This window comes from Vibrio stylophorae, assembly GCF_921293875.1.
GTDB classification, from domain to species: Bacteria; Pseudomonadota; Gammaproteobacteria; order Enterobacterales; family Vibrionaceae; genus Vibrio_A; species Vibrio_A stylophorae.
On sequence record NZ_CAKLDI010000002.1, the window covers coordinates 415273 to 427393 of the forward strand.

The following is a 12121-nucleotide window of genomic DNA, read 5'->3' on the forward strand; positions in this document are numbered from 1 at the left end:
ATGCATGCACTCGCTTTCGCTTTGCGCGCACCATTGTTTCGCTCAGTTATAGCTGGGTTTCATTACGCTCCATTATATGGAACAATATACGGCAAATAGTTCAAGGAGCGATCTGTATGAATGCCATCACCAAGGCCAGCCTGATTTTCTGTCTGACAGCTTTACTGACCGCATGTGCCAACGGACCACTGGTTCGCGCCACCAAATTTACCCAATATGAAGATTTTAAACCCGGCCCTGAAGGCGGCGTCGATTTAGTATGGGCGCGCGCGGGTTTGCGCAGTCATGAGCGACTTCGCAACAAAATTGCCCAATATGACAGTGTAATCATCACACCCGTGATTGTGGTGCTTGATGAAAATTCAGATATCGATGATCAAGATGTCAAAGAGATTAGCCAGTATTTGGTCAGCCACCTTCAGCAGCACATTTCGCGGCATAAAGCCATTGTGGGTCAACCAACGGGTAAAAGCCTGCGCCTATATATTGCGATCAGTAATGTGGAAACGCCGAATCCAGTGCTTGCCGTGACCAGCAGCGTGCTGCCAGTGGGGCTTGGCATTTCTGCAATCGCCAAAGTCACCACGGGTGAACACACCAATGTCGGCTCGGCGACCATTGAATTGATGGTCAGTGACGCACAAACGGGCAAACCCCTCTTTGCCGCTATCGATCGTCAGGCGGGGAATAAAGACTTTTCCACGATGATTGACTCATTAGATGATGCCAAAGATGCGATTCACTGGTGGGTTCAGCGCTTAGGTGTTACCCTCAACACCCATTCAAAACGCAGCTAATTGGCCATGCTCAGCAAAGAAAATCTGATCAAACTCGCGCGTAAACAAATGCCCTTTGGTAAATATGCAGGCCGCGCTTTAATTGACCTTCCCGAAGAGTATCTGCTTTGGTTTGATAAAAAAGGCTTTCCTGAGGGCGAGCTTGGCCAGCTATTGCAACTGTGCCTTGCCTTAAAAATTGAAGGGTTAGACAGTGTGGTGAAGCCTTTAAAGCGTATGTAACCCGCTACTGTCCTCAATTTTTCCACGATACTCAGTGTTTTCTTTCGAACTAGCCGAACCGTTAGGTTGGCCTTTTTTGCCCCGAAACGTATTGTGAGCCAAAGTTCCAACATAGATTTTCGGTTAATTTTTACATACAAAAAGTAAAGATTATCAAAAAGCAAGACCTGACCCCGTCATTTTTCAATCTCCGCGGACTGATGCGTAAAAATGAAGTCTGGCTTGATTTTGGTTGGGATCGTTCTTTTTCTCCAAGAGTCAAAGACTTTATCAAGAACACCAGAATAGACACTAAACGAATTGCGGAATGGGTTGAAGCATTTTACTTTAATGATCAAGTAGATGGCTTTTCTGTTAATTATGACCTTGAAGAAGGATGGGGAACTGTTCTGATTTGTAACGAAGAGATGATTATGAGTGGTGATTACTACGTCTCGGGTTCTGATGTATATAACGATACTGATAGCAAGATAGATGAATATCAAACTGACGCATTCTTTGGAATATTTGGCACTTTACGAGAAGTCGTTGCGGCAATTAAATAATAAAGTTATTTGAATTATAGATAATTAAGTCAAAGCAAACTCATGATGTTACTATCAGAGTTTGCTTGCACTAGGTTTTTCTGTAGCGTCAATAAAGATGATATGTTCAGTGCTTAGACCAGAGTTGCGCAGTTTTTGAACATAAGACTTTAGTTCGGCAAAGGAGCTACTAGGGTTCCCAGAATCTAGTATTACATAAATTCCTTTGTCTGTTTTCTCGCTTTCTTTGTATTTTTCTAGTTGAAGAATCAGTCCTTTTAGTACTGATGGATTTTGAGATAACTTGAGTTCAACACAGATTTTTGACTCGTTACCCTGTGAGAATTTAAAGTCCATAATGCCACTGCCAGCACTAGCTTCTGGCGATATATCAACATTGTAAAGCTCTGACACTCTGCCTAAAACGGCCTCAAAAACCCTTTGGAAGTGTTTCTCTGGATTAGTAGATAGGCTTTTCCAGAGTCCTTTCTTCTCAACCTGATGCTTGAATGATTTGACTTCATTTATCAACCAACTGTTCAGCTCATCTTCATCCATTTTCAATTGAAAATATGACTTTTTACCATCCCTTAGAAAGCTAAAGTTATCATCTATCAATTTCAAATGACTGTGAATTCCTATGTAGTGCTTTGCTTCTATGCGTTTGATGAGTTGAGAGCTTAGATCAAAGAGGTGATTAAACATCAGCCATGCTTTGAAAACTTCATGGTCTGTTTCTCCAATAAATTCAAAATCTGATATGTCAATTTCTCTCTCTCCATCTTCGTCGTAAGTACAGAAGTTACTTAAGATGCTTGATTCTGCATATGCGCTACGACTTTGATTATGGAATTTTTTTAGCTTATCTACGACAAATTCATTTAGAGTCGGTTCGGGGAATTCTTTTACTTCCACGTATCCGTATGGTGAGCAGGAGCTTGCAACGTTGTAGTTATGGTTATGATTACGAGCTTTGCTCGTGGCACGATCGTATTCAAGAAAAACTGCTTTAGCTTCTGTCGAATTGGGACTGATGAAAGGTGATGTATATTTAAAAATGTGATTACGCTCTTCAACAATCCATTTTTCAATATATTCTCGTAGAGTTCCTAGTTCATCTGTCATCTGTCATCTGTCATTTTTAAGCCGACCTTTCGCTAAAAGTACTTTATTATACCTTATTTTCAACAGGTTAACATGCGAGTCTTTCGAGGCTGATAGCTGAATGTTATGTGCGGGGTTGTCTGGTTGGTATATGCATGTGGCTACAGAGCACATGTCCATCATGTTTTAAACAGATATTACGTAAACAAAAAATAAATTTGTTTATGCTTAGTGCCAGAGAGTTAAAATAACTATAATGCCGCGCAGCGCTATTACTAATACCCCTTTGCTGATCAAAAAAGAATAGATTAGCTATTAATCATATCAATCATCATAGAGTCAAAGTTCTTAGGCAGCTTAGATTTATAAAACTGATAAGTGAGTCTATTTCTTCTAGCACCAAGGGCTTGATAGTGCTTCTCAAGCCAGAAGTATACCTCTTTGCTTCTGTTCTCAGTGAAACGGTAGTCACATCCAAAAGCGTCATTGATGAACATTTCATCTCCAATCATATCGCACTCTAGCTTCTGTCCTTGTCGTACAAAAACAAGAAGTATAATTGCTCGCCAAATAGCTCTTGGGCAGTTCCAGTTAGTCATTATCTTGCCTCTACTCATAAAGGGTAGATTCGATAACTCTAAGCCAGTTTGATCAGCCAAAACCGCATAGAAATCTGATAACGAAGATGATTGCTTATACCATTTGCAGATCTGCTCTATTGTCAGCTCATTGTCTTTTGCAGCTAGACGATTCAAACGCTTCTGTTCTTTATTTTCAGCGTCCTGATCTGCTTGAAATTGTAGCTTTCTTTTCCACTTATCTATGCCGATCCAGTTAACAGAATGATGTTCACCCCAGTAATCAAGATCCACCACGAGAGTGGGGGATACCGCTTCTGATTCAAAGTCATCTAAAGGAACTAAAATTTCCACTGGAATATTCTTAGCAACATAACCACGAATTAGGACATACTGGTCAGTTGATTCGATAACACCATCGATTGACTTTATTGCTATTTTCTCTCTGCGCTTAGCTGTTGATTCTCCACAGTTACCGATAGCACCAACAAAATCATACAGCCGACTCTCTCTGAAAAGCTCATTTAATATATCTATAGCTCCATCAGCTGTTATCCAGCTTTCATAAATTGAGCTAGTATCTGGGTCACTGTCTTCCGTTTGACGCGATAGAGACGTTTCTGGAGTCATTTTCAACCACACTCGTGGGGCATCGTGTAGAACGAAGTCTCGTAACTCATTCCAACTAAGGTGCACATCCATTCCAGAGACATCTATTTCGAGTGCTGGAATACCTAGGTTCAAGTATTGCTCTACGTGTGCTGAGTCTTTCTTGTTCGTATAAAAGATCTCGATAGCGAAAGGTCTACTGCCTTTGGTGCTGTGTTCATTAACGAAGCAGTCGGCAATGATCTGACCACCAGCTAATGGTTTTTCGAGTTCTACGTTTTCTAGTGATATTTGATAGCTGAATTGCTTGTAGATGGGGTTACTGTATGCAGTAGTGATTGAGCAAGAAATACTCTGAGAAATGATTAGTTTTGCTAGCTGATGTTGGATGCTTTCAAGAGAGCAGTTTTGGTCTGAGTTATGAGCAAAATGATGAGCCTTATGATCACCCATTCTGGCGACCAATTGAGAACCACAAGAAACACAAATACAACCACAGTTTGAGCCTCTCTCCGTGTCTCTATTAATCTGATTGATGTTAACCAGCTTGTTGTCTCTAAGTGCCCATGCCGTCTTTATTGCCATTAGCCATGCCGCAGTGATTAAAAATCATAGATCAGACGATACCAGACAATGCAAAAATAGGCATGAAAAACTCATTGAATCAGACATATATGATGAGACACGGCATCAAAGAAATGTGGTTAGCTGTTTAGCCAATCATGTTTTTATTGATTACAAACGTCGGCAAATCAGCAATTGCAACACCTTGATCGAATAGTCCTAATCGTTCTTGCTGGTGGACTTGCAGTTCTTGTACAGTGTAACCGCTTGCACGGAGCATTCTATGGTACTCACCGTCACCAAGAACGGCTAGCATCAAGCTAGGAATCCATGTAAATCCGAATTCTGTATCTGTTGCCTTGCGGTGTTTCTCAAGCTGGTCTTTATCCATGTATCAAACCCCGTTGATATATAAAAGCCCCAAGCACGTTTTTGAGCTTTTTATATCAGTATGTCTGTACCCGCATCACCAGTCATTCCCATCTCACATCCCGCTCACGGCGCTCTATACTCAAAAGGTTTGCCGATCATTGCGAGGTTCTGATATGTCAACACCCTACACGCCCCCTAAAATTTGGACGCCTAGCGAGCATGGCGGCCAATGGGCCAGCATTAATCAACCGCAGGCTGGCGCAAGGTTTGAGCGCGAGCTGCCTATTGGTGATCATGCATTGCAGCTTTATTCCATGGGAACGCCCAACGGGCAGAAAGTCACAATCATGCTCGAAGAGCTGCTAGCGCTTGGCAAAGCTGCTGAATATGATGCGCACCTGATTCAGATTGGCGAAGCCGACCAATTCTCCTCTGGCTTTGTTGCGGCAAATCCCAACAGTAAAATTCCAGTACTGGTGAACTATGGTGAGGAGCACCCGATCAATGTCTTTGAATCAGGTCATATTTTGCTTTATCTCGCTGAGAAATTTGATGCCTTGCTGCCTGCAAGCCCCCATGAAAAAGCGCAGGTGCGTAACTGGCTATTTTGGCTGCAAGGTGCAGCGCCCTATTTAGGTGGCGGCTTTGGTCATTTTTATCAGTATGCGCCTGAAAAGCTCGCCTACCCTATTGATCGCTTTACCATGGAGATCAAGCGTCAGCTGGATTTGCTCGATAAGCAACTTGAGCACAACGCCTATATTGCGGGCCATGAATATAGTATTGCCGATATCGCTATTTGGCCTTGGTATGGAAATTTGGTGCTTGGCCATATTTATGATGCGGCTGAATTTTTACAGGTCGATAGCTATTCGCACTTGCAAGTATGGGCCACTAAAATTGCCAAGCGCGCTGCTGTGACGCGCGGTCGCATCGTCAATCGCACATGGGGGGAATTGTGGGAGCAGCTGCCCGAACGGCATCAAGCGTCAGATATCGATGCAGTGCTTGCCCTGAAACCAACCAACTTTGCCTAAGCGTTATTTCATCCATTGCGGATTACTGAGCGTCCCATATCAAAGGCGATTAACGCTAGATATAGGCTGAAAGTCTAGGCGCAAGAAAACATAAAAAAACGCGGCATGATGCCGCGTTTTTTATGAAGCCATGAAGCGTTAATGCACTGAGCACATTGCGCTGTTAAGCGCCTGTTCTCTTAAGCACTCTGAGAGTCGTGTCGATAAACACGCACTTTACCCGCACGATTACCGTCAAGCAGGGTGACTTCAAAACGCCAACCTTCCCAATCAAAGCAATCACCCAATTGTGGCAAACCCGCTTGCGTCCAGATCAACATACCGTTCAGGGTGTGATAGCCCCCTTCATGTTCATCGGGTAGCTGTTTCAGGCTCAAGGTCTCTTTGACCACGGCCATAGGGATCAAACCATCCATGATCCATTGCGATTCACCATCGGCAAGCAACCATAAATCATCTTGGTCATCACAATAAAGCTCACCAACAACGGCTTCAAAGAGGTCGGCATCAGTGACGATACCTTGTACATCACCATACTCATCCACCACACAGATCATTTCTGCTTGGTGCTGACGCAGGTGATTGAGCACTTGCCCTGCGGTGTTGTTTTCAGCCACATACATTGGCGGCTCAAGGCTTTTCAGCAAATCTTTATAACCTTGACCATCTTTATCCGCCATCAAGTGCAACAAACGCTTAGCGGAGGTGATCCCAAGGATCTCTTGCATGCCACCGCGACACACAGGAAAGCGATGGTAGTCACTGCGCATCATGCGCTTAATATTTTCTTCGATGGGCAAATTCACATCGAGAAATTCAATTTCATGGCGCGGGGTCATAATCGACGCCATTTTGCGATCATCAAACTGCATCACGTTACGCAGCATATGGTGCTCGCTTTGGTCAATCACCCCAGCAAGCGATGCTTCATGCAGCTGCGCATGAATATCATCTTCAGTGATATTGGCACTGTCACTTTTGCTGCGGCCAAGTAATCGCAAAATCCCGTTGGTTGAAAATGAAAGCAACCAAACAAAAGGACGCGAAATCGTTGCCAGCAGCGTGATCGGGCCGGACATCATCAATGCGATGGGCTCAGCATGAAATTGTGCCAAACGTTTTGGCACCAGCTCACCGACGACAATGGAGCTATAGGTAATCACCACCACAATAATCAAAGTCGAAAGCATTGATGCGAGGGATACCGTCATCCCCATGGTGATAAGCCATTTTGCAAAGGGCTCTGCAAGCGCTGCTTCACCAAGAATACCGTTGAGGATACCAATCACCGTGATACCAATTTGCACGGTGGAAAGAAACTGCGTTGGGTTTTCTCCCAACTTGAGGGCGCGCATTGCGGCGCGGTTGCCTTCATCGGCTAATTTTTGAAGGCGGCTTGGCTTGGCGGTCACCAAGGCAATTTCGGACATGGCAAAAACGCCATTAAAAAGAATCAATAAAACTAATATGCCGATATCCACGGCGTGTGCTCCTCTGTTATAAACACAGCGCCAAGCTATCAGTCATCCCTGCATGCGCCTATTTCATTTTTTTATCAAAACGATAAAAACCACACAAAAATTCAGTGGTTTTTATCAATTTATTTACAGTTTCTTAGCAGCATTCACAACCAAGTCGCACCTAGCTCAGCCATTGCCACCAAATAAATAGAACAAGAAAACCAAATAGATAGATAAGACCTGCCCAGCTTAAGTATCGATTCCATTGCGGCTGAGATAATAGCTGCTGCGCGGCGCTTCGTTGCACCAAAATAAAATTCAGCAGCGCAAAAATGGGCGTGGTCATAAATGCCAAAAGCATTGCGAAATGTAACATCGCCATCAAATTCGTTAAAAAGAAGAACAGGATCAGCAATGCGGCAGCAGAAACCAATCCCATCCAAATTTGGTGCAATCCTCGGCTGTTTTCGCTGCGTTTTGCTTTCGTCATCAACTGCGTGCCCTGTGCCAAGGCTCGCGAATAGCCATCAATCACAGTTAATGTGGTGCCAAGCATACAAAGAAATGCAACCCCCGCAATCAGCCAGCGTGACCATTCACCTATGGTTGCGGTATACATGCTCACCAACTGCTTGGAATAACCAATCCCTGTTGATTCCAGCGCTTGACCCGTACCATGAAAAATCAGCGCGCCCAATGCCAAAAATACCACCGCAAGTAGCGCCGTCATGATATAGCCGACATTAAAATCCATCAGCGCGCTTTTACAGGTCACAGGTTGCTGCTTTTTCTGGCTTTGTAACCACAAAGAGGTCAAGCAAGAAATCTCAATGGGCGCTGGCATCCAACCCATCATCACCACAATAAAACCCAGCGCGGCGAACTGCCAAGGTGACGGCGCAACAAAATCATCGACTTTCACTGATGGCGATGCAGCGGCAATGAGCACCGCAGCCAAGGTCGCGATCACCAGCACAGCCATAATCAATTTGGATACAGAATCTAGCGCACGATAGTGGCCTGCAATAAGTAAGGCCAAACAGCCAACAAGCACCCACGCTGACAAATGCGTTAATGCAATAGACACAGGCAAAAAATAACTCAGCAGACTTGCAGTAAACACCAGCACTGCCGCGGTATTGACCACAGCTGAGATAAGATTAAGCGCATTAAAAAGATACAGGTAGCTACGCCCCATCTCGGCGTAGCCCTCTTGTAGACTTTTCCCTGTTGCCGATGTGTATTGCACCCCAGCGCGGAAAAATGGATATTTCAGCAGATTGACAAGCAATACCAGACCAACCAGTTGCCAGCCATAGATTGCGCCTGCTTTGGTTGAGGCGACCAGATGTGAGCCCCCAATGGCGGCCGTTGCCATTAAGATGCCTGGCCCCAATGATTTGAAAAATCGGCGAATAGCGCCCCGTGGCTCAGCCAAGGTTAAACTTGCAGTATTCATTGCTCCCTCCATGGTTAATGAATTGTTAATCATTCACCTTAGCAGGGGCGATTTTGAATGCAACCGAAGTGTTTATTCTTGAGGCCGAAGACGAATAAAGCGTGCAAAACGCGGCAGCCCACCATCGGTATGGCCGTTATATCTGTAAGTAACAGTGCTGCCAATCGGCGGCGGCGACTGACGCTCATCCACAGAAAAACCGCTGCCAATTTTAAACACTTGGCCACTTGGCATCTGTACAATCAATGCGCCCAGCATTCCTTTAAATTTCCCTTTGCCTTGGGTGTAGCCAATGACAGTGGCCTCACTGTCAGCAAATGGCTTACGTTTTTGCAGCATGGCGCTGCGGCCATTGATATATAAGCTGTTGATATGATGAAGCATGATCCCTTCACCACCCTGAGCTATGGTCGCTTGGTAGAAAGCTTCGAGCTCCGCATCATCTTGAATCAGCTTTTGATGTGCAGGGGCAAGATAGGTCGCGCTACTGCCATCAATCACCTGTCGCAGCAGGGCTTGACGCATGGCAAAGTTGCTGGGCTCCATGGGTAAATCAAACACCATATAGCGAACCTGTCCCCACTCAGCGTCATTGGGCTCTTGGTCCAGTACCGTTTGCGTAAGGCGCTGAAATTGCCCGCGCCCCATCCACAACTCGCCATCCAAAGGCATCTCGGGAAATCCCAGTACAAACCAAGCAGGGGGATTTAATGTTTTCCCTGAGCGGGTGATCAGTGACTGGCCATTCCAAAATGCGCGTATGCCGTCATATTTCTCACTGGCATAGTACTGATTGGCTTCGATACTGGCTCGATAGTCACTGGCTAGCATCAATTGTGGCGGCTGCGCAACCACATAGCATGACATTGCAGCCGTCATTGCGCTGATCGGTATCCAAAATACTGGTTTCATCCCTGACTCCCTTGCTTCGATTCATTCAAAGGCTAGCTGTTTTTTCTTGCCAGAAGATGAACAGGGGCAAGGATGTGAGAATCTTTCACTTTTGATGAGAAACACAGTGCAACAAGGCACTCTGCCATGTGTTTTATAAATTTGTTTTGTATCTTTTCGACAGATCTGTTTCGTGACCACTGGATATCAAAGGCCGAGTTTACCTGCACTGAATGTGCGGTTAAGCAAATCAAGGAGACAATATGCAGCATTTTTTCCCAAAATTCTGGCAAATCATCATCGCGCTCAGTCTATTCACCGCCAGCATGGCTGAGGCGCGAGTGACCTATCCCAAGTTTTCTTATGCCTACTACAACACGCAAAATCAGCGCATTGGTGATACCAATAATGTGGTGGCGCATGCCATTGAACAGGGAGATTTGGTTCCGCTTCGATCTTCCCCCCAATTAACCAGCGCCTTTGAGCAAGTGTTTGCGAGCTATAAAAAAACGGACCCATTTAACTATCAGCGCTTTGTGCAAGACCCTCGACTGGTTCGCGCCATTCAGCAACTTATTGGTGAGTATGCCTGCGCCGAATATCGCTTTCGCAATAACTTGCCGCAAGCACAAGGTTGCAATGGGTTTGTCACTAATAAAGATACAAAAGAGCACCAACCTTTTGTTTCTGGCCAATATCAAACAAATGACCTCGCAGTCACCGCCCTTCCCAAAGCGTCAAGTGGCTTGATTTATCAAATCACGCTCCCAAGTAGCAATAAGGCATCGCTTTCACTTGCTTGGGGTGCGATTCATGAAATGGGCACTTTTTTTGGCCGCAGCGTGCATCGGCATCAGATTATTTTAACTGTGTATATTCAAGCATTTAATCAAAAAGAGGATGGCGGTATTGGTTCAAGAATTACCCCAACCGCGCAAGTCATTTGGGTCATACTCCCTAAGGCCAGCGAGATTGGCAACCAAAAATCTCAACAACAAGCGGCACAATTTGCCATAAAAAATGCACAAATGCTGGTAGCAAATCGGTAGAAAAATCAATCTATTTGCTATGAAAATAAACATTTTTTTGAAAAACATAACAGGAACGCAACTCTTTGCATCCTGTTATGTTTTGGTTCAGAAAACGCGATTAACATAACCGCTGTAATTTGCCCTTTTCGTCTGATTTTTTCAGGCTCGCTTGCAGTACACACTCATTGGAAAAGGCGCTATTTCATTGGCTGCCTTTAATTTTGTTCATGTATAATGTGAGCTTTAGCTCATCAATCAGATCTGCACACGCAGCAATATTGCCGCGACATGGAGTAACAATGCGCACAACTTTTAAACTAGCGTCTTTGATCACAGCCGCTATTTGGCTCAGTGGCTGTGACAGTCACGACCAAAGCCAGCAACAGCAACCTCGACCACCCGCAGCCGTCACCTATATGACTGTCGCGAACCACTCTCAAGCAATTCAGATGGAATTACCCGGCCGTACGCGCGCATTTGTTGAAGCGGAAGTTCGTCCTCAGGTCAGCGGTATTATTCTTGAGCGTAGCTTCACCGAAGGTGGCATGGTGAAAGAAGGTCAATCACTGTACCAAATTGATGATGCAACCTATAAAGCTGCACTGATCGCAGCGCAGGCAGATCTCAAACGCGCACAGGCTAATTTGACCTCAACGCGTGCCACTGCAAAACGTTATAAAGAGCTGCTTAACAAGCGCGGCATCAGCCAACAAGATTACGATTTGGCGCAAGCGGCATATCTTGAAGCGCAAGCAAGCGTTGCAGCTGCAAAAGCATCTATTAACAATGCTGAAATCAATTTGACCTATACCAAGGTTGAAGCGCCAATTTCAGGTGTGATTGGTAAATCCAATGTGACCTCTGGTGCACTGGTTACTGCAAACCAAGGCCAGCCTTTGGCACAAATCTCTCAGCTCGATCCAATTAACATCGACATCGTGCAATCAAGTAACCAATTGCTTAACGTGAAAAAACGTATTGCATCGGGTCAACTTGAGCAGCCACAAACAACCGCTGTGACCTTGATTCTTGATGATGGCACTGTGTATGCACACGAAGGCAAACTTCAATTCGCTGAAGTGACTGTGAATGAAAACACAGGCTCAGTTACCATGCGTGCTGAATTCCCGAACCCTGAAGGTCTTCTGCTACCTGGTATGTTCGTTCGCGCGGTACTGACCGTTGGCACCGACCCAGACGCCATTGTGGTACCACAAAAAACCGTGACCCGTAATCCAAAGGGCCAAGGGATTGTGATGGTAATCAATGCGAACAACATTGTTGAGCCACGCATCGTTGAAACCGGCGAGTCTATCGGTAATCAGTGGCTTATTCTCAGCGGCCTTAAAGCAGGCGATCGCGTGATTGTTGATGGCCTACAAAAAGTTCGTCCAGGTGCACCAGTGACGCCAACGTCAGTGAATGACGCACCTGCAGAAACAAGCCAGAAAGCTGCGCAGTAATTAGGAGAAA

General features: G+C 45.1%; 12 protein-coding genes. 6 read left to right on the forward strand and 6 right to left on the reverse strand.

What is annotated here, in order from left to right:
* Nucleotides 1-116: 116 nt before the first annotated feature.
* The 3 genes from L9P36_RS15570 to L9P36_RS15580 all read left to right on the forward strand — a co-directional run bounded on the left by L9P36_RS15570 (nucleotide 117) and on the right by L9P36_RS15580 (nucleotide 1564).
* Nucleotides 117-797, forward strand: a complete 681-nt coding sequence (locus L9P36_RS15570; protein WP_237468548.1) for a DUF3313 domain-containing protein — start codon at nucleotides 117-119, stop codon at nucleotides 795-797.
* 6 nt (nucleotides 798-803) lie between these two features.
* Nucleotides 804-1019, forward strand: a complete 216-nt coding sequence (locus L9P36_RS15575) for a DUF3820 family protein (protein WP_237468549.1) — start codon at nucleotides 804-806, stop codon at nucleotides 1017-1019.
* 200 nt (nucleotides 1020-1219) lie between these two features.
* Entirely contained in the window at nucleotides 1220-1564 is a 345-nt protein-coding gene (locus L9P36_RS15580; protein ID WP_237468550.1) for a hypothetical protein, read from the forward strand.
* Between the two features lie 54 nt (nucleotides 1565-1618).
* On the opposite strand, the gene L9P36_RS15585 is transcribed toward L9P36_RS15580, so the two are convergent.
* The 3 genes from L9P36_RS15585 to L9P36_RS15595 all read right to left on the reverse strand — a co-directional run bounded on the left by L9P36_RS15585 (nucleotide 1619) and on the right by L9P36_RS15595 (nucleotide 4789).
* Complete coding sequence (locus tag L9P36_RS15585; RefSeq protein WP_237468551.1) at nucleotides 1619-2668, reverse strand: DUF8371 domain-containing protein; 1050 nt, start codon at nucleotides 2666-2668, stop codon at nucleotides 1619-1621.
* 287 nt (nucleotides 2669-2955) lie between these two features.
* The gene (locus L9P36_RS15590; protein ID WP_237468552.1) at nucleotides 2956-4419 is read right to left on the reverse strand and encodes a competence protein CoiA family protein; all 1464 of its coding nucleotides are present in this window, start codon (nucleotides 4417-4419) and stop codon (nucleotides 2956-2958) included.
* Between the two features lie 127 nt (nucleotides 4420-4546).
* Nucleotides 4547-4789 carry a hypothetical protein gene (locus L9P36_RS15595; protein ID WP_237468553.1) on the reverse strand — a complete coding sequence of 81 codons (243 nt, stop codon included), beginning with the start codon at nucleotides 4787-4789 and terminating at the stop codon, nucleotides 4547-4549.
* A 154-nt stretch (nucleotides 4790-4943) separates the two neighbouring features.
* Between L9P36_RS15595 and yghU the strand changes: the two genes are divergently transcribed.
* On the forward strand, nucleotides 4944-5807 hold the full coding sequence (yghU, locus tag L9P36_RS15600) for a glutathione-dependent disulfide-bond oxidoreductase (protein ID WP_237468554.1): 864 nt from the start codon (nucleotides 4944-4946) through the stop codon (nucleotides 5805-5807).
* 179 nt (nucleotides 5808-5986) lie between these two features.
* Here the strand turns inward: yghU and L9P36_RS15605 are convergent, their stop codons facing one another.
* The 3 genes from L9P36_RS15605 to L9P36_RS15615 all read right to left on the reverse strand — a co-directional run bounded on the left by L9P36_RS15605 (nucleotide 5987) and on the right by L9P36_RS15615 (nucleotide 9638).
* The gene (locus L9P36_RS15605; protein WP_290368713.1) at nucleotides 5987-7288 is read right to left on the reverse strand and encodes a hemolysin family protein; all 1302 of its coding nucleotides are present in this window, start codon (nucleotides 7286-7288) and stop codon (nucleotides 5987-5989) included.
* 160 nt (nucleotides 7289-7448) lie between these two features.
* Entirely contained in the window at nucleotides 7449-8738 is a 1290-nt protein-coding gene (locus L9P36_RS15610) for an NRAMP family divalent metal transporter (RefSeq protein WP_435532791.1), read from the reverse strand.
* Between the two features lie 60 nt (nucleotides 8739-8798).
* A complete protein-coding gene (locus tag L9P36_RS15615) occupies nucleotides 8799-9638 on the reverse strand; it encodes a DNA ligase (RefSeq protein ID WP_237468557.1) in 840 nt (279 codons plus the stop codon).
* 242 nt (nucleotides 9639-9880) lie between these two features.
* Here L9P36_RS15615 and L9P36_RS15620 point away from each other — a divergent pair, with 242 nt between their 5' ends.
* Both L9P36_RS15620 and L9P36_RS15625 read left to right on the forward strand, forming a co-directional pair.
* The gene (locus L9P36_RS15620) at nucleotides 9881-10666 is read left to right on the forward strand and encodes a hypothetical protein (protein ID WP_237468558.1); all 786 of its coding nucleotides are present in this window, start codon (nucleotides 9881-9883) and stop codon (nucleotides 10664-10666) included.
* Between the two features lie 281 nt (nucleotides 10667-10947).
* Nucleotides 10948-12111, forward strand: coding sequence for an efflux RND transporter periplasmic adaptor subunit (locus L9P36_RS15625; RefSeq protein ID WP_237468559.1), 1164 nt, complete (start codon nucleotides 10948-10950; stop codon nucleotides 12109-12111).
* Nucleotides 12112-12121: the final 10 nt, after the last annotated feature.